Here is a 17,235-nt window from a genome sequence, read left to right on the forward strand (position 1 = left end):
TCTCCAGATGTTGTGAGTGTAATGTAACTTTCCTTCATAGAGGTCCGCCGTGGCGCCAATCTCCATCGTGCGACGGAGCGGGGCTTCAGTCCACGACCAGCACGGCGGCGCCGCTGACGCGGTCGGCGGCCAGATCGGCCAGCGCCCGGCCGGCCTCCTCCAGCGGGTAGAGCGTGGTCGCCACCCGAGGCGGATGGGCCAGCGCCAGCTCCAGGTAGGCCCGGCCGTCGGCCCTGGTGTTGGCGGTCACGCTGCGCAGCGTGCGCTCCTGGAACAGGTGCCGCTCGTAGTTCAGCGCGGGCACGTCGGTCAGGTGGATGCCGGCGATCGCCAGCGTCCCGCCGCGGTCGAGCGCCTCCAGCGCGGGCGGCACCAGGTCGCCGACCGGCGCGAACAGGATCGCCGCGTCCAGCGGCTCGGGCGGCCGGTCGCCCGCCGAGGCCGCGCCCAGCTCCAGCGCCAGCCGCCTGGAGGCGTCCGACCTGGTCACCGCGTGCACCGTGGCGCCCTGCGCGACGGCCGCCTGCGCGGTGAGATGGGCCGAGGAGCCGAAGCCGTAGATGCCGAGCCGGCCGCCCGGCGGCAGGTCGCAGCGGGCCAGCGCCCGGTAGCCGATGATGCCCGCGCACAGCAGCGGCGCCAGCCGCTCGGCCGGCACGTCGGCCGGCAGGGGATAGACATAGTCGGCGGGGGCCGCGACGTACTCGGCGTAGCCGCCGTCGGCGTCCCAGCCGGTGTAGGCGGAGTCCGGGCAGAGGTTCTCCGTGCCGCGCAGGCAGTAGCGGCACCGGCCGCACGTCGAGCGCAGCCAGGCCACCCCCACCCGCTCGCCGGAGCCCTCGACCCGGCCCACCACCTGGTGCCCGGGGGTGGTCCGCGGCCGCCGCGGCGCGAGGTCGCCCTCGGCCAGGTGCAGGTCGGTCCGGCACACGCCGCACGCCTCCACCCGGACCAGCACCTCGCCGGGGCCCGGCTCGGGGACGTCCCGCTCCACCCGCACGAGCGGGCCGGTCGCCATCGGCCCCGGCCGGTCCACCACCCAGGCGCGCATCACGCCCTCGACAGGCGCTCGTAGGCCAGCGAGGCGTACAGCGCGGCGCCGTCGGGCAGCACGGAGTCGTCGAAGACGGCGTCCGGCGAGTGGTTGTAGGGCGCCGTGGCCGGGTCGCGGTCGGGCGGGCAGGCCCCCAGGAAGACGAACGCGCCCGGCACCTCCTCCAGCACGTACGAGAAGTCCTCCGACCCCATGACCGGCTGCGGCGCCACGAAGTAGCGGCCCGGCCCGAACAGCTCGTCGGCGGTCGCCGAGACGAACCCCGCCTCGCCCTGGTCGTTGACCGTCACCGGGTAGCCCATGCCGAACGACGTCTCGACCGAGAGCCCGTGCGCGGCCGCGATGCCCTCGACCACCTCCACCAGACGCCGCTTGACCAGCGTCCGGTGCTCCTTGCTGAACGTGCGCACGGTCGCCTCGAAACGCGCCTCGTCGGGGATCACGTTGTCGGCCGAGCCGCCGTGGAAGGTGCCCACGGTGATCACCACGGGGTCGAACACGTCGAACGTGCGGGTCACCATCGTCTGCAACGCCGTCACCATCTCGCAGCCGGCGGCGATCGGGTCCTTGGCGCGGTGGGGGCTCGACCCGTGCCCGCCGGTGCCCTTCACCGTCACGCAGAACACGTCGGCCGCGGCCATCATCGGGCCGCCCCGCGAGGCGAACAACCCCGGCGGCAGCATCGCCGACACCACGTGCATCCCGTACGCCGCCACCGGCCGGGCGCCGGCCGCGTCGAGCACGCCCTCGCCGATCATGTGCTTGGCGCCGTCGTGCCCCTCCTCGCCCGGCTGGAACATGAAGATCACGTCACCGGCGACGTCCGCGCGCCGCGCGCTGAGCAGGTGGGCCGCGCCGACCAGCATGGCGGTGTGCAGGTCGTGGCCGCAGGCGTGCATCTGGCCGGGATGCTGGGAGATGTAGGGCAGGTCGTTGCGCTCGCTCACCGGCAGGGCGTCCATGTCGCCGCGCAGCAGCACCGCGGGGCCGGGACGGCCGCCGCGCAGCACCGCGGTGACCGAGCTGAGCGTCTTGCCGGTGGTGATCTCCAGGGGGAGCCCGTCGAGCGCGGCCAGCACCTTCTCCTGCGTCCTCGGCAGTTGCAGGCCGAGCTCGGGGGTGGTGTGCAGGGAGCGGCGGAGCTGGACGAGCTCGTCCCGCATGTCCAGGGCGGATTCGGTGAACGACATGATGAACATTGTTCACGTGTGCGGCGAGAAGTCGACAAGGCACGCTCGATACCATGAACGGGTGACTCAGCGTAAGCGGATCGACTCCTGGTTGTCCGACATGGACGGCGTCCTCGTCCACGAGGGGCGGCCGATCCCCGGTGCGGACGAATTCATCAAGCGGCTCAAGGAGTCCGACAAGAAGTTCCGGGTCCTGACCAACAACTCCATCTACACCCAGCGCGACCTGTCGGTGCGCCTGGCCGGCGCCGGGCTCGACGTGCCCGCCGAGTCCATCTGGACCTCCGCCCTGGCCACCGCCCAGTTCCTGGAGGACCAGCGCCCCGGCGGCTCGGCGTACGTGATCGGCGAGGCCGGCCTGACCACGGCCCTGCACGAGGTCGGCTACGTCCTGACCGACCTCGACCCCGACTACGTCGTGCTCGGCGAGACCCGCACCTACAGCTTCACCCAGATCACCCGCGCGATCCGGCTCATCGAGGCCGGCGCCCGCTTCATCGCCACCAACCCCGACCCGATCGGCCCCTCCACCGAGGGCTCGCTGCCGGCCTGCGGCGCGGTGGCCGCGATGATCACCAAGGCCACCGGCGTCGAGCCGTACTTCGTGGGCAAGCCCAACCCCCGCATGATGCGCAGCGCGCTCAACGCCATCGAGGGCCACAGCGAGACCACCGCCATGATCGGCGACCGCATGGACACCGACATCGTCTCCGGCATGGAGGCGGGGCTGTTCACGATCCTGGTGCTGACCGGCGTCACCCAGCGCGACCAGGTCGACCGCTTCCCCTACCGCCCGTCCCTGGTCGTCGAGTCGGTCGCCGACCTCGTCGACCTGATCTGAGCCCGGCGACCCGCCCGGGATGACAAGTCTTCTTCCGGGGCGCGAAGGATCGTGGCCCGGGAGAAGAAAACCACTCCCGGCGGCCGCCGTCCGGCGGCGCGGGCCGCGTTCGGCTGCGATCCTTGGTTGCGGAAGGTGACTTACCGAATGCGAGGAGGCAGCCGTGTGGCGTGAGGATCCGGGGGAGCAGGGGCCGGCGGCGGAGCTGGCGACGCTGCGCGTCGAGGTGACCGAGGAGCTGCGGTTCGTCAGGACGGCGATGGCCGAGGAGTTCAACTCGCTGCGCTCGGAGATCCTCGACCTCAACATCAAACTGGACCGGCTGCTGCAACGCGCCGGCATTTAGGACAACGAGGTCGACACCGCATCACATGGCCTTCGGGTAGCCTAACCTACGGTCCCGTAACCTGAAGGAGAAGATCTTTATGGCGATGTCTCAGACGGAACTGCTGCACGAGCTCGAACCCGTCGTGGGCGTGGAGCTCGATCGCCACAACGCGACGGCCAAGGAGTGGTTCCCGCACGAGTACATCCCGTGGAGCGAAGGACGTGACTTCGACGGCATCTACGGCGGCCAGGCCTGGCAGGAGGGCGACTCCAAGATTCCCGAGGCCGCCCGCATCTCGCTGATCGTCAACCTGCTCACCGAGGACAACCTGCCCAGCTACCACCACGAGATCGCCACCACGTTCGGCCGTGACGGCGCGTGGGGCACCTGGGTCCACCGCTGGACCGCCGAGGAGGACCGCCACGGCACCGCCCTGCGCGACTACCTCACCGTCACCCGCGCGGTCGACCCGGTCGCGCTGGAGCGGGCCCGCATGCACCACATGGAGCAGGGCTTCGTCACCGAGTACAACACCATGCTCCAGCAGCTCGCCTACGTCTCCTTCCAGGAGCTGGCCACCCGCATCTCCCACCGCAACACCGGCCGGGCCTCCGGCGACGAGGGCTGCGAGCGCCTGCTCGCCCGCATCGCCGCCGACGAGAACCTGCACATGCTCTTCTACCGCAACCTGCTCAAGGCGGCCTTCGAGCTCGACCCCAACCAGACCATGCGCGCGGTGACCGACGTCGTCACCACCTTCCAGATGCCCGGCACGGGCATGGAGGGCTTCGCCCGCAAGGCCATGATCATCGCCCACGAGGGCATCTACGACCTGCGCCTGCACCTCGACGACGTGCTCATGCCGGTGCTGCGCCAGTGGGCGGTCTTCGACAAGACCGGGCTCGACGCCGAGGGCGAGCAGGCCCGCGAGGAGCTGTCGGCGTTCCTGGCCAAGACCGAGGTCACGGCCGCCCGGTTCGTCGAGCGCCGCGACGAGCGCCGCGCCCGCGCCGCCGCCAGGGGCTGACGCCGGGCCGACGCCGTCCGCACGGCCGTCCGCGCGGCCGTGGCATGATCCCTCCTCATGGAGCTCCTGGGCACGCTGTTCGTCTCGCTCGCCATCCTGGTGATGATCCTGCTGCTGGCGACGGCGGCCCAACGCCTGCTCGGGGTCAGGTTCGGCGCGTTACGCACCTTCCTGGCCGCGATGGTGGCCTGGGGCCTGGCCCAGCCGATGCTGACGCCGGTGATCGCCTCGTTCGGGCCGGTCGACCCCCAGACCACGCCCGACGCGGGCGCGCTCGGGCTGCTGCTCCTGATCGCCATGTGCATGGTGCTCATCCCCATGGTGATCCTGGTGCTGGCCGAGGCGCTGGTCCCGCCGGGCTCGGTGCCGGGGCCGCTGGAGGTGCTGCGCTCGCTGCGCGGCCGGATCCGCCGGGCCCGGCGCTACTCGCAAATCACCAGGATCGCCTTCCGGCACGGCCTCGGCCCCTACCTGCGGGGCCGCGGCGAGAGCCTGGAGGACAGGTCGGGCAAGGTACGCCTGGCCAGGTCGCTGCGCCAGGCGCTCGACGACGGCGGCGTCACTTTCGTCAAGCTCGGTCAGGTGCTGTCCACCCGGCGCGACCTGCTGCCGGCCGAGTTCATCGACGAACTGGGCCGCCTGCAGGACCACGTCGCCCCCGCGCCGTGGGAGCGCATCGAGCCGGTGCTCGCCGCCGAGCTGGGCGGGCCGGTCGAGGAGGTGTTCGCCGCCTTCGACCGGACGCCGCTGGCCGCCGCCTCCATCGGCCAGGCCCACACCGCCCGCCTGCACACCGGCGAGGACGTCGTGGTCAAGGTGCGCAGGCCGGGCATCGAGGGCGTGGTGGCCCAGGACCTCGACATCGTCCGCCGGCTGGCCGCCACGCTGGAGTCCAGGACCCGGTGGGGGCGTTCGCTGGGGCTGCGCGACCTGGCCGAGGGGTTCGCCGTCGCCATCCGCGAGGAGCTGGACTTCCGCGTCGAGGCCGCCAACATGGCCGCCGTGGCCGCCTCCGGCAGCGGCGGCGTCACCTACCCCGAGCCGTTCCCCGCCCTCTGCACCGAGCAGGTGCTGGTCATGCGGCGTCTGTCGGGCGGGCCGGTCACCGCGGCCGCCCCCGGGCAGGGGCCCGCGCTGGCCCGCGACCTGCTCGACTGCCTGCTCCGGCAGATCCTCGTCGAGGGCGTCTTCCACGCCGACCCCCACCCGGGCAACCTCATGCTGCTCGACGACGGCACGCTCGGCCTGCTCGACTTCGGCTCGGTCGGCCGCCTGGACGGCTCCGTTCGCTCGGCCCTGCAGCGTTTCCTGCTCGCGATGAACCGGCAGGACCCGCTCGGCGTCACCGACGCGCTGCTGGAGGTCGTCCCGCGGCCGGAGGAGATCGACGAGGCGGCGCTGGAGCGGGCGCTCGGCCAGTTCATGGCCAGGCACCTCGGGCCCGGCATGGACAGCGTGCAGATGTTCACCGACCTGTTCAAGATCGTCTCAGCGTACGGGCTGTCCGTCCCGCCCGAGGTGGCCGCCGTGTTCCGGGCCCTGGCCACGCTGGAGGGCACGCTGGTGCGGCTGTCGCCCGGCTTCAACCTGATCGGCGAGGCCCGCGCGTTCGCCGGGCGCTACCTGGCCGAGCGGGCCGGGCCCGAGTCCGTCAAGGAGGCCGTGGGGCAGGAGCTGGCCGCGCTGCTGCCGATGCTGCGCCGCCTGCCGCGCCGGGTCGAGCGCATCGCCAGCGCCGCCGAGCACGGCAGGTTCAGCCTGAACGTCCGGCTGCTGGCCGACGACCGCGACCGCCGCTACGTCACCGGGCTGGTCCACCAGGTGCTGCTCACCGTGCTCGGCGCCACGGCCGGGCTCATGGCCGTGCTGCTGCTCGGCATCGAGGGCGGGCCCGTCGTGGTCGGCACGACGAGCCTGTACCAGCTCCTCGGCTACAACCTGCTGGTGATCGCCTCGATCATGGTGCTCCGGGTGCTCGCGCTGATCTTCCGGCGCCCGCCTGACCAGGAGCGTCACCGGCGCTGAGGCGAAGACTGAGCTGCTTTTGACCTCGGGCTGGTCTTGGACATCCGAGGCATCGGGAAGTTTCCAGGTGACACCGGAACGCCTGGGGAGCAGTAGGTGAAAATCATCGGGATCGCCGCCAGTCTCCACGCGGGGTCTTTCATCAACAGATTGCTGGACGCAGCGGGCGGCGAACTGCCGGAAGGCGTACGGTTCGAGATCTGGACGGGGATGGGCGACGTCCCGCCGTACCAGCCGGGCAAGGTGCCGGTGGCGGCCAGGGAACTGCTCGGGCTGGTCGCCGGGGCCGACGCGGTGCTGCTGACGGCTCCCGAGCACAGCCTGCTGCCGCCGGAGCTGACGTACACGCTGGAATGGCTCTCGGCCGGCGACGTGCTGTCCGGCAAGCACGTGGCGGTGATGAGCGCCAGCGCGCGGGCGTGCGGCGCGATGTGGGCGCAGGCGGAGCTCTACAAGCAGCTCCAGGGCGCGGACGCGGTCGTGATGGGCGCCGAGCTGGTCATCTCGCCGGCCTGCCCGCACTTCGACGACGACGGCCACCTCACCGACCCCGTGCTGCGCGGCCAGGTGCGCGCGGTGATCGGGCAGCTCTGCCCGGCGGGCGTCAGGGAACCGGCGTTCTCGCTGTGATCCTGAGCCGGCTCAGTGGGGGTCGCGGCGCAGGCGCTTGACGTCGGAACGGTGCTTCTTGCCCGCGATGCGCCGCTCGACGGCGCCCCGGCTGGGCTTGGTCGGGCGGCGGCGCTTGGGCGGCGGCGCGACGGCCTCCCGGACGCGCTGGGCCAGCCGGTGACCGGCGGCCTCCCTGTTGCGCAGCTGGGACCGGTACTCCGAGGCCACGACGGTGATCGTGGCGGCGCCCAGCCGGTCGAGCGCGCGGGCCTTGAGCGCGGGCGGGATCGCCGTGCTCGCGGCCACGTCGAAGATCAGCTCCACCCGGCTGTCGGTGGTGTTGACGCCCTGGCCGCCCGGACCTGAGGAACGGGAGAAACGCCAGACGAGCTCGGCGTCGGGGATGACGATCGAGTCGTTCACGACCAGCGGGCCGGGCATGGCGGGAGCTCCTGTTCCGGGGGAAAGCGTCTTGCTCAGATGAGTGTCACCGTATATGAGCGACATATGCCGTCCGCAACGGCATTTTCAATCACTGCCCTCGCTGCGAATATGGAGAGAACATTTCGCGGGAAGGGCAAATTCCATGGACCCGAAGTGGGTCGCGCAGGCGGCGCTGACCGTTGGGCTCGCCGTGGTCTCCGCCGTCGTCTTCCTGCTGCTGAGGTGCCAGGGGAAGGGGCGGCCCTTCGGACCCGCCGGGCGGCGGCTCGCGGTCGCCATCAGCCTGCTCACCGGCGGCCTGTCCGCCGGCGCCGCGCTGGCCGGGCACGCGCTGCTGAGCGACTCGCTGGCCACCGTCCTGGGCGCGGCCGCGCCGAGCGGACTGTGGCTCGGCCAGATGCGCGCCAGGCAGGACGAGCGGCGCTCGCTGGCCCGGGAGGCGGCCACGTTCTGGCTGGTGTCGCTGCTGGCCCGGCTCGACCAGGCGATGGCCGAGGACGAGCGCGTCTGGTGCGAGAAGCGGGTGGACCCGTCCTGGAATGTCTACGAGCTGAGCCTGGCCGCGGCCCGCTACCACGAGCGCATCCGCGAACGGCTGTCGGCCGACGACCGGCGGCGCGAACGGGTGCACGCCCGCCTGGACGCCGTCGAACGCCGGCTGGACGTGGCCGCCCTGATCGAGGACGGCGCCGCCCGCTCGAAGGTGGCCACCGCGCTCACCCTCTCCCGCCACACCAGGATCCCCAGGTACGAGCGCTACCTCGGCAACCTCAACCGGCTGCACGGCGTGCTGCGGCACGACGCGGAGAACGACGTGCTGCGCCTGCTGGCCGCGGCCTACCGGGCCGGCTACCGCTCGCTGCCGGGGTACGTGCCGCCGTCACGGGCCCGCGGCGGCGAGCACATCGCCCGCGCCCGCTGACCGGGAATGACGGCCGGCGCTCAGGTCAGGGCGGTGGGGGAGCCCTCGGCGTCGCCGAGCGTGAGCTCCAGGCGGGCGCCCAGCGCGTCGACGACCGCGCCGAGCGTGCGCAGCGTCAGGTTCTCGTCGCCGGAGAGTATCTGACTCACCCGGCCGGGCGAGACGCCCAGCGACGCGGCCAGATCGGCGCGGGTGATCTTGTGTTCCCGCATGTACCACGTGATCTCGTCGACGACCTCTTGGGCGAGACCGCCCACCTCGTCACGGGGGTTCCGGCGAAAGGCCATGTCGGTCTCGCTCTCGACGCTGTCCGTCCTCGTGACTCCACTTTAGCTCTACCTAAACCTTTAGGCAAGCCTAAACCTCTGCGGCTCTTGACGGGCGGGGACCGGCGGCGTATGCCAATATCCGCGGGAAGACCGAGCGGTCAGGGGGAGGCGCTGTGACGGCCATCGTGGGCGTGCACGGGATCGGCAAGTACAACTACTACCTGGAGGCCGGCGGGTCGGCCGCCGGGGCCGCCGCGGCCATGCGGCTCAAGTGGGACCGCTACCTGCACGCGGCGCTCGGCGGTGAGACGGCCGCCTACTTCAGCGAGGTCGCCTACTTCTCCCACCTGCTGCGCGACCCCAAGCCCGGGGAGAGCTCCAAGCAGGCGGCGGCGCGCGTCGAGGCCGCCACCCAGCAGGTGCTCGTCGAATGGGCCAAGGACCTCGGGCTCGGCGAGCACGTCACCGGCGCGCTCAAGTCGTTCACCGGATGGCTGCTCGGCAAGCTCGACAGCAGGTCGGCGGCGTTCGCCAAGCTGTTCGCGCCCGAGGTCGCGGTCTACCTGACCGACCAGGAGCGGCGCGAGCGGTGCCGGCAGGCCGTGGCCGACGCCATCCGCAGGAACCGGCCGCGGGTGGTGATCGCCCACTCGCTCGGCAGCGTCGTGGCCTACGAGGCCCTGTGGGCCAACCCCGACCTGCCCGTGGACCTGCTCCTGACGCTCGGCAGCCCGCTCGGCATGCGCAACGTCGTCTTCGAGCGCCTCCTGCCCGCCCCCGTCAACGGCCTGGGCGAACGCCCCAAGAACGTCGCCCGCTGGGTGAACATCGCCGACAAGGACGACATCGCCGCCATCCCGCCCGCCCTGCGCGCCAGCTTCACCGGCGTGGACGTCGAGGAACTGGTCAACCTCGACTGGATCGACTTCCACACGGCCGAGAAATACCTGGGCTGCCCGGCGCTCGACCCGCATCTGCGACCATTCCTTGCATGACGTGGATTGTGTTCGACTACGGCAACGTCCTGTCCCTGCCGCAGCCCGCGGCCGACGCCGAGGCCATGGCGCTGGCCGTCGGCGCGGAGCCCGAGGCGTTCCTGCGCCGCTACTGGGAGCACCGCCTGGAGTTCGACCGGGCCAGCCTGAGCCCCGTCGCCTACTGGTCGGCCGTGCTGGGCCGGGCCGCCACCCCGTCCGAGGTCGCCCGCCTGGTGGCCATGGACGTCGCGAGCTGGGCCTACCCCGACGAGGGCACGGTCGCCGTCCTCGGTGAGATCCTCGACGCGGGCGACGGCGTGGCGCTGCTGTCCAACGCGCCCGTCTGCATCGCCGACGGCCTCGACGAGCTGCCCTGGATCGCCGCCATCGGCCACCGCTTCTACAGCGGCAGGATGGGCCTGGTCAAACCCGACCGGGAGATCTTCGACGAGGTCGCCCGCGAGCTGGCCGCCGACCCGTCCGAGATCGTCTTCATCGACGACCGGGCCGAGAACGTCGAGGGCGCCGAGCGCGCGGGCATGACCGGCGTGCTGTTCACCAGCGCCGCCGCGCTCCGCAAGTCCCTGCGCGAGCTGCCCCGCTGACCGCCCGCCGGCTCCCCGCCGGCCTCCCGCCGGGCGACCGGCGCTGTTCACCCACGCTTGACTCCGCTGTCATGACGGGGCCACGACGGGGTCAGCGCGGGCGGACATACCTGGAGCGTGGACCGCAGAACGTTCCTGACAGCGGCGGCAGCCGGCCTCGTCGCGCCCCGCGCCGTCACCTCGCCCGCCTCCGCCACGACACTGAGATCCGACCCGTTCACCCTCGGCGTGGCCTCCGGCGACCCCTCCGCCGACGGCTTCGTCCTGTGGACCCGGCTGGCCGTCGACCCGCTCGGCGGCGACGGCCGCGGCGGCATGCCCGCCCGCGACGTCGAGGTCGACTGGCAGGTCGCCACCGACGAGCGGTTCTCCTCGGTCGTCCGGTCGGGCACCGTGACCGCCCGGCCGCGCGACGCCCACAGCGTGCACGTCGAGCTGGACGGGCTGGAGCCCGGCCGCGACTACTTCTACCGGTTCAGGAGCCAGGGCAGGCTCTCGCCCGCCGCCCGCACCCGGACGACGCCCGCCGGGGAGAGCCCGCTCACCTTCGCCGTGGCCGCCTGCGCCCACTACGAGCACGGCTACTACACCGCCTACCGCCGCCTGGCCGAGCAGGAGCCCGACCTGGTCGTCTTCCTCGGCGACTACATGTACGAGTACGGCCCCAGCGGCTACACCGCCCTGGCCGGACGGGTGCGCACGCACACGCCGGGCAAGTGCGCCACCCTCGCCGACTACCGGCTGCGGCACGCCCAGTACAAGAGCGACCACGACCTGCAGGCCGCGCACGCGGTCGCGCCCTGGCTGGTGGCCTTCGACGACCACGAGGTGGAGAACAACTGGGCCGGCCCCGTCTCCAGCACCGGCGCGCCCGGCTTCGCCCGCCGCCGCGCCGACGCCTTCCGCGCGTACTACGAGAACATGCCGCTGCGCCGCGCCAGCCTCCAGGGGGCGGTGCTGCGCATCAACCGGCGCGTCTCCTGGGGGACGCTGGCCCGCTTCCACCTGCTGGACACCCGCCAGTTCCGCGACGACCAGGCCTGCCTGGACGGGGTGCGGGCCGGCTGCGACGAACGGCTGTCCGACGGGCGCACGCTGCTCGGGTCCGCCCAGTGGCGGTGGCTGGAGGAGGGGCTGAGCGGGTCCGGCGCCCGGTGGAACCTGCTGGGCCAGCAGATCCTGATGGCCCAGCGCGACTACAAGACCGGGCCGGGCCGCGAGGTGAACCTCGACTCCTGGGACGGCTACGCCGCCGAGCGCACCCGTCTGCTCGGGTCGCTGTCGGGCACCTCGAACCCCGTCGTCCTGACCGGGGACGCGCACATGCACCACCTGGCCGACCTCAAGACCGACTTCGACGACCCGGACTCCCCGGTGGTGGCCAGGGAGCTGGTGACGTCGTCGATCGCCAGCGACGGCGACGGCTACCGGGACCGCACCTGGATCGCCGAGGCCCTGCAGGAGAACCCGCACATCTCCTACATCGACCAGCGGCGCGGCTACCTCATGGCGCGGCTGACCCGGGACGAGCTGTCGGTGGACTTCCGCACGCTCGACTACATCTCCCGGCGCGGCGCGCCGGCCCGCACCGCCCACCGGCTCACGATCCCGGCCGAACCGCCCCGCTCGGCCGCCGGCCGGGCCGCACCCCGCCATGGCTGAGGTACGGCGGGGTTCGCAGTCCTCGTCGGCCGGGGACCTGAGGGAGCGCGGTCCTCGTTCGCTGAAGGTTCGCTGGGAGCGGGCTGAGGGCCGGCTGGGAGGCGCGGGCGGGTGGTCAGGCGCCGGGCCAGGTCCCGTCGGGGAACTCGCCGGTGGTGGTGCCGGACATGACGACCTGGTCGCGTTCGTCCAGACCTGAGGTGATCTGGACGTACTGGTCGCCGCGGACGCCGGTGCCGACCACCTTGGCGGCGTCGTGCCCGCCCGCGCGCACGGTGACCACCTGGGCGCCGTCGGAACGGCTGCGGACGGCGGCGGCCGGGACGTAGATCGCGTCCTTGGCCTCGGCGGTCGTCACCGACACCGTGGCGGTCTGGCCGAGCATGAGCCCGGCGGGCGGCTCGTCGAAGGCCAGGGTGACGGAGTAGCGGACCAGCTGGTCCTCGACGGTGGCGGTCGGGGCGATCGCGGTGACCGTGCCGCCGTGGCGCTCGCCGGGGCGGGTGGCGAGGGTGATGGCGGCCTGCTGGCCGAGTTTCAGCCGGTTGACGTCGGACTCGGTGACCATGGCCTGGACCTGGAGCTCGTTCAGGTTGCCGAGGCTGATGAAGGTGCCGGTGCCGGCCGTGTCGCCGACGCGGCCCGCCACCGACAGGACGGTGCCGGAGGTGGGGGCCACGATGCGGGTGGCGCGCACGGCGTCGGCGGCCTCCTCCAGGGTGGCTTCGGCGCGGTCCACGTTCGCGGCGGCCTGGTCCTTGGTGATCCCGCCCCTGGCGGCGCCGTCCTTGGGGGTGGTGGCGGTCCTGGTGGTGCCTCGCGAGGTCGTGCCGGGGGAGCAGGAGCCGGTGGGACGGGCGGAGGCCGCGGCGTGCGGCCTGGCGGTGGGCCTGGCGGTTGGGGACGGGGGCGCGGTGGTCGAGGGCCTGGCCGTGGCGGACGGCTCGGGGGTGGACGGGCCGCCCGGTGCGGAGGGTTCGCCGGGGTTCGACGGTGTGCCGGGACTGGAGGTGTGGCCGCCTCCAGGAGTGCCCCCACCAGGGGTGCCGCCTCCAGGGGTGCCCCCGCCGGGAGTGCCCCCGCCGGGCGGGGGCGCCGTCACGGTCACCGTGGCCGTCACCGTGGCGGTCGCGGTGACCGTCACCGTGGGCTGGGGCTCGGAGGGCTCGTGAGTGGGGGTGGGCGTCCTGGTGGGGGTGGGGGTCGCGGTCGGGGGCCGGCTGTGAGCCGGGGACGCGTCCGAGGGCCGCGTGGAGGCGGGGGTGACGGCCTTGCTCGCCTTGGTGGCGGGGGCGTCGGTAGGCGTGGCGGCGGCGGGCGGAGTGGTCGCGGGCGGAGTGGTCGCGGGCGGGCCGGCCGGGCCGAAGACGCCCTCGCCCGCCGAACCTCCCCCGATGGCCGCGCCAGAGCCGCCCGCCGCACCCGGAACGGCGCCGCCGCCGGGAGTGGCGGCGGTGGTGTCCGGGGTGGGCGAGGTGGCGGGACCGGTGCTGCCGGTGGTCGGGGTGGGCCTCGCAGTGACCGGCGGCTCGGGCTTCGAGGAGGCCGACGGGGTGGGGCAGGCGGCGGCGTTAGGCGTGCCCTGGTTGGCGGTGCTCCCCGTGGTTCCGGTGCTCGCGGAACCGGCGGTTCCGGTGCCGGTGGGTCCGGTTGAGGTGGTGGCGGTGGTGAGGGCTTCTTGGGCGGCGGAGAGGTCGGCCTTGGCGGCTGCGTACGCCTCGCGGGCGGCCCGCCCGTCGATCCTGGCCAGCACCTGGCCCTTGGTCACCTTGGTCCCGACCTTGACGTACACCTTGGTCACCGGGCCGGACGAGCCGAACGCCAGGTCACGGCGGGCACCGTCCACGGTGTTGCCGGCGGCGCTGACCAGGGCCGTGACCGGGCCCCGCTGGGCGGCGGCGAGCCGTACCCGGACGGCGGGCGGGTCGTCGTCGCGGAGCGCCAGCGCCAGGCCCGACCCGGCGACGAGCACGGCCAGGGCGAGCCCGCCCAGCGCGAAAGTCGGTCTCATGGCGGCCCATCCTGGCCGACCAGCTTCACGGCAGCCTGCGAGCAGCCTGAGAGTTCGCTGTGTGACCCCGCCCAGGCCCGGGTTGTCAGCGAACGTTCAGCTCCGTCACGGCTGCGGCGCAGGCTGGTGTGCAAGTGTCACCGGCTGTGAAGGTGTCGACAAGGCGCAGAGCGCTGATGACCAACGGAGCGCTGGGCGTGCTCCTGCTGGGCGGGGCCACGCTCGCCTACGTCCAGCTCGGCACGGACCGCGCGGCCGGCGAGACGGCCGTGCGCACGGTGACGGCGAGCCGCGGCTCGGTGTCCGCGTCGGTGTCGGCGTCGGGCGCGGTGGCCAGCTCCAGGACCAGGTCCCTGTCGTTCGGCACGAGCGGCACGGTCGAGCGCATCTACGTCAAGGCGGGGGACAAGGTCGACAAGGGCGACATCCTGGCCAGGCTGGACGACTCCGCCGCGCAGGAGAGCCTGTCGGCGGCCAAGGCCACGTACCAGAGCGCGATCGACGAGGGCACCGGCACGGCCGCGCTCTACGCCTCCTACGTCAAGGCGCGCAACGCCTACCGCGAGGCCGAGCGCACGGTCGCGGCCACCGTCCTGCGGGCCCCGTTCAAGGGCACGGTCACGGCGGTGAACGGATCCGTCGGCGGCACCGCCTCCGGCTCGGGCGGAAACCAGAGCCAGTCCCAGTCCCAGGGCCAGTCTCAGAGCAACGGCAGCGGCACGGGCGGGTTCGTCGACCTGGCCGACACCGGACGGCTCCAGCTCGTGGGCACCTTCACCGAGTCCGACGTCGGCAAGCTCGAACAGGGCCAGAAGGCCACCGTCACCTTCGACGCCCTGCCGGGGGTGACCGCCGACGGCAAGGTCACCCAGATCCAGCCGGTCGCCTCCACCAGCAACAACGTCGTCCAGTACCCGGTCACGGTCACCTTCACCAAGGTGCCCGCCAAGGTCAGGCTGGGCCAGACCGCCACCGTCGAGGTCGTCGTCGGCCGGGCGGAGAACGTCGTCACCGTCCCCTCCACCGCGGTCTCCACCAGCGGCGGCCAGACCACGGTCACCCTGCTCAGGGACGGCCGCCAGGTCAGGACCCAGGTCGAGGTCGGCGTCCGGGGCACGGCGCTCACCGAGATCAGGTCCGGGGTGTCCGAGGGCGACCAGCTCGTGCCGCCCGCGACCGGCACGCAGGGCACCAGCCAGCGCGGCGGGTTCGGCGGCGGGTTCCCGGGCGGCGGCGGCATGCCGGGTGGCGGGCGATGACGGCCCCCGCCACCGCCCCCGCCACCGCGACGGCGGCCCCGGTCCTGCGGGTGAAGGACCTGGTCAAGGAGTACGGCGAGGGCGACGCCAAGGTCCACGCCCTGCGCGGCGTCAGCCTGGACGTCGAGCGCGGCGACTACGTCGCCATCATGGGCGCCTCCGGCTCCGGCAAGTCCACCCTGATGAACATCCTCGGCTGCCTCGACGTCCCCACCTCCGGCACGTACCAGATCGACGGCGCGGACGTGGGACGGCTGGCCGAGCACCAGCTCGCGGTCCTGCGCAACCGCAGGGTGGGGTTCGTCTTCCAGTCCTTCAACCTGATCCCGCGCATGAGCGCGCTGGCCAACGTCGAGCTGCCGCTGGTGTACGGCGGCGTCGGCCCGGCCGAGCGGCGCTCGCGCGCCCTGGCCGCGCTGGAGCAGGTGGGGCTGACCGACCGGGTGCGGCACGAGCCGAACCAGCTCTCCGGCGGCCAGCAGCAGCGCGTGGCCGTGGCCAGGGCGCTGGTCACCGCGCCCGCGCTGCTGCTGGCCGACGAGCCCACCGGCAACCTGGACACCGCCTCCACCCGCGACGTGCTGCAGATCCTCGACCGGCTCAGCGCGTCCGGACGCACGATCGTGCTCATCACCCACGAGGACGACGTGGCCGCGCACGCCAAACGGGTGATCCGGCTGGTGGACGGCGAGATCGTGGAGGACCGCCGCCAGGCGCCGGTCGACGGACCACCCCCGAGGACGGCGGCCAGTGAACCAGCTTGAGATCCTCCGCTTCGCGCTGCGCGGCCTGCTGGCCAACAAGATGCGCAGCGCCCTGACCACGCTGGGCATCCTCATCGGCGTCGCCGCGGTCATCCTGCTGGTGGCGGTCGGCGAGGGCTCCTCGCAGAGCATCCAGAAGAACATCCAGCGCCTTGGCGCCAACACGCTGACGATCTCCCCGTCCTTCTCGGGCGGTGGCGGCGGAGGCGGCTTCGGCGGGCGCGCGCCGGGCGGCGGCGGCAACACCGGGCCGCGCACGCAGGCCAGGCAGCTCAGCCTGGCCGACGCCAAGGCGCTCACCGACCGGACGCTCGCGCCGTCGGTCAGGTCCGTCTCGCCGGTGGTCGGCGCGAACTCCGCCACCGCCGCGTACGGCGCCGCCAGCCACACGATCGCGCAGTTCGTCGGCACCTACCCCAGCTACTTCGAGGCCATGAACAAGCCGGTGGCCGAGGGCACGTACTTCTTCAACGACGACGTGCTGGCCGCCAGGAAGGTCGTGGTGCTCGGCCGGACGGTGGTGGAAGAGCTGTTCGGCGCGGTGGACCCGATCGGCCGGCAGGTCAGCGTGTCCGGGGTGCCGTTCACGGTGGTCGGGGTGCTCAAGGAGAGCGGCTCCACCGGCATGCAGGACGCCGACGACGTGGCCGTGGCGCCGCTGCCCGCCGTGCAGCAGAGCCTGAGCGGGTTCGGCTCGCTGGACTCGATCGTCGTGCAGGCCACCGGGGCCGAGGCCACCACGGCGGCGCAGTCGGAGGTGACCGCCGTCCTCAACCAGCGGCACGGCATCACCGACGGCAACCCCGACTACCGGATACTCAACCAGGCCACCCTGCAGGAGACGGTGAGCGAGGCCACCGGCACGTTCACCGTGCTGCTCGGGGCGGTGGCGGCGATCTCGCTGCTGGTGGGCGGCATCGGCATCACCAACATCATGCTGGTCACCGTGACCGAGCGGACCCGGGAGATCGGCATCCGCAAGGCGATCGGCGCGCCGCGCGGCGCGATCCTGGGCCAGTTCCTGATGGAGGCCACCCTGCTCAGCCTGGTCGGCGGGCTGCTCGGGGTGCTGGTGGCCTTCGTCGGCACCCGGTTCACCGTGGCCGGCATCGAGCCGGTCCTCGTGCCGTCGTCCGTCGCGCTGGCGCTCGGCGTGTCGGTGGGGATCGGGCTGTTCTTCGGCAGTTATCCCGCCAACAGGGCGGCCAAGCTCCGGCCGATCCAGGCCCTGCGGCACGAGTAGGC

17 protein-coding genes are annotated in these 17,235 nt (G+C 72.9%); 12 read left to right on the top strand and 5 right to left on the bottom strand.

Going from position 1 to position 17,235, the window contains the following annotated elements; translation table 11 throughout:
• Nucleotides 1–85: 85 nt before the first annotated feature.
• Complete coding sequence (locus tag AB0J76_RS15160) at nt 86–1,051, bottom strand: zinc-dependent alcohol dehydrogenase family protein (protein ID WP_352327441.1); 966 nt, start codon at nt 1,049–1,051, stop codon at nt 86–88.
• Complete coding sequence (locus tag AB0J76_RS15165) at nt 1,051–2,244, bottom strand: M20 family metallopeptidase (protein ID WP_352327442.1); 1,194 nt, start codon at nt 2,242–2,244, stop codon at nt 1,051–1,053. The genes AB0J76_RS15160 and AB0J76_RS15165 overlap by 1 nt, the downstream gene beginning before the upstream one ends.
• A 100-nt stretch (nt 2,245–2,344) precedes the next feature.
• Between AB0J76_RS15165 and AB0J76_RS15170 the strand changes: the two genes are divergently transcribed.
• From AB0J76_RS15170 to AB0J76_RS15190, 5 genes are all read left to right on the top strand, one after another.
• The gene (locus AB0J76_RS15170) at nt 2,345–3,085 is read left to right on the top strand and encodes an HAD-IIA family hydrolase (protein ID WP_352327453.1); all 741 of its coding nucleotides are present in this window, start codon (nt 2,345–2,347) and stop codon (nt 3,083–3,085) included.
• Between the two features lie 163 nt (nt 3,086–3,248).
• The gene (locus tag AB0J76_RS15175; RefSeq protein ID WP_352327443.1) at nt 3,249–3,431 is read left to right on the top strand and encodes a hypothetical protein; all 183 of its coding nucleotides are present in this window, start codon (nt 3,249–3,251) and stop codon (nt 3,429–3,431) included.
• Nucleotides 3,432–3,516: 85 nt separating this feature from the next.
• Entirely contained in the window at nt 3,517–4,440 is a 924-nt protein-coding gene (locus AB0J76_RS15180; RefSeq protein ID WP_352327444.1) for an acyl-ACP desaturase, read from the top strand.
• Between the two features lie 57 nt (nt 4,441–4,497).
• On the top strand, nt 4,498–6,465 hold the full coding sequence (locus AB0J76_RS15185) for an AarF/UbiB family protein (protein WP_352327445.1): 1,968 nt from the start codon (nt 4,498–4,500) through the stop codon (nt 6,463–6,465).
• Between the two features lie 96 nt (nt 6,466–6,561).
• The gene (locus tag AB0J76_RS15190) at nt 6,562–7,095 is read left to right on the top strand and encodes an NAD(P)H-dependent oxidoreductase (RefSeq protein ID WP_352327446.1); all 534 of its coding nucleotides are present in this window, start codon (nt 6,562–6,564) and stop codon (nt 7,093–7,095) included.
• 12 nt (nt 7,096–7,107) lie between these two features.
• Here the strand turns inward: AB0J76_RS15190 and arfB are convergent, their stop codons facing one another.
• Entirely contained in the window at nt 7,108–7,518 is a 411-nt protein-coding gene (gene arfB / locus AB0J76_RS15195; RefSeq protein ID WP_352327447.1) for an alternative ribosome rescue aminoacyl-tRNA hydrolase ArfB, read from the bottom strand.
• 145 nt (nt 7,519–7,663) lie between these two features.
• Here arfB and AB0J76_RS15200 point away from each other — a divergent pair, with 145 nt between their 5' ends.
• A complete protein-coding gene (locus AB0J76_RS15200) occupies nt 7,664–8,443 on the top strand; it encodes a hypothetical protein (protein WP_352327448.1) in 780 nt (259 codons plus the stop codon).
• A 20-nt stretch (nt 8,444–8,463) separates the two neighbouring features.
• On the opposite strand, the gene AB0J76_RS15205 is transcribed toward AB0J76_RS15200, so the two are convergent.
• A complete protein-coding gene (locus AB0J76_RS15205) occupies nt 8,464–8,730 on the bottom strand; it encodes a helix-turn-helix transcriptional regulator (protein WP_352327449.1) in 267 nt (88 codons plus the stop codon).
• Nucleotides 8,731–8,885: 155 nt separating this feature from the next.
• Here AB0J76_RS15205 and AB0J76_RS15210 point away from each other — a divergent pair, with 155 nt between their 5' ends.
• The 3 genes from AB0J76_RS15210 (at nt 8,886) to AB0J76_RS15220 (ending at nt 11,956) form a co-directional block, all read left to right on the top strand.
• Entirely contained in the window at nt 8,886–9,707 is an 822-nt protein-coding gene (locus AB0J76_RS15210) for a hypothetical protein (RefSeq protein WP_352327450.1), read from the top strand.
• Nucleotides 9,704–10,294 (top strand): HAD family phosphatase, encoded by a 591-nt coding sequence (locus AB0J76_RS15215; RefSeq protein WP_352327451.1) that lies wholly within the window; start codon nt 9,704–9,706, stop codon nt 10,292–10,294. Before AB0J76_RS15210 ends, AB0J76_RS15215 begins: the two co-directional genes overlap by 4 nt.
• 117 nt (nt 10,295–10,411) lie before the next feature.
• Nucleotides 10,412–11,956, top strand: coding sequence for an alkaline phosphatase D family protein (locus tag AB0J76_RS15220; RefSeq protein ID WP_364389680.1), 1,545 nt, complete (start codon nt 10,412–10,414; stop codon nt 11,954–11,956).
• A gap of 115 nt (nt 11,957–12,071) precedes the next feature.
• On the opposite strand, the gene AB0J76_RS15225 is transcribed toward AB0J76_RS15220, so the two are convergent.
• Entirely contained in the window at nt 12,072–13,967 is a 1,896-nt protein-coding gene (locus AB0J76_RS15225; protein ID WP_352330086.1) for an efflux RND transporter periplasmic adaptor subunit, read from the bottom strand.
• Between the two features lie 176 nt (nt 13,968–14,143).
• On the opposite strand from AB0J76_RS15225, the gene AB0J76_RS15230 reads away from it, so the two are divergent.
• Genes AB0J76_RS15230 through AB0J76_RS15240 form a run of 3 tightly spaced genes read left to right on the top strand, consistent with a single transcriptional unit; the run spans nt 14,144 to nt 17,233 of the window.
• Entirely contained in the window at nt 14,144–15,226 is a 1,083-nt protein-coding gene (locus AB0J76_RS15230; RefSeq protein ID WP_352330084.1) for an efflux RND transporter periplasmic adaptor subunit, read from the top strand.
• A complete protein-coding gene (locus tag AB0J76_RS15235; protein WP_364389682.1) occupies nt 15,223–15,990 on the top strand; it encodes an ABC transporter ATP-binding protein in 768 nt (255 codons plus the stop codon). The genes AB0J76_RS15230 and AB0J76_RS15235 overlap by 4 nt, the downstream gene beginning before the upstream one ends.
• On the top strand, nt 15,977–17,233 hold the full coding sequence (locus tag AB0J76_RS15240; RefSeq protein ID WP_352330358.1) for an ABC transporter permease: 1,257 nt from the start codon (nt 15,977–15,979) through the stop codon (nt 17,231–17,233). The genes AB0J76_RS15235 and AB0J76_RS15240 overlap by 14 nt, the downstream gene beginning before the upstream one ends.
• The last annotated feature ends 2 nt before the right edge of the window (nt 17,234–17,235 follow it).

The organism is Nonomuraea sp. NPDC049624 (assembly GCF_040675255.1).
In the GTDB taxonomy this organism is placed as follows: Bacteria; Actinomycetota; Actinomycetes; order Streptosporangiales; family Streptosporangiaceae; genus Nonomuraea.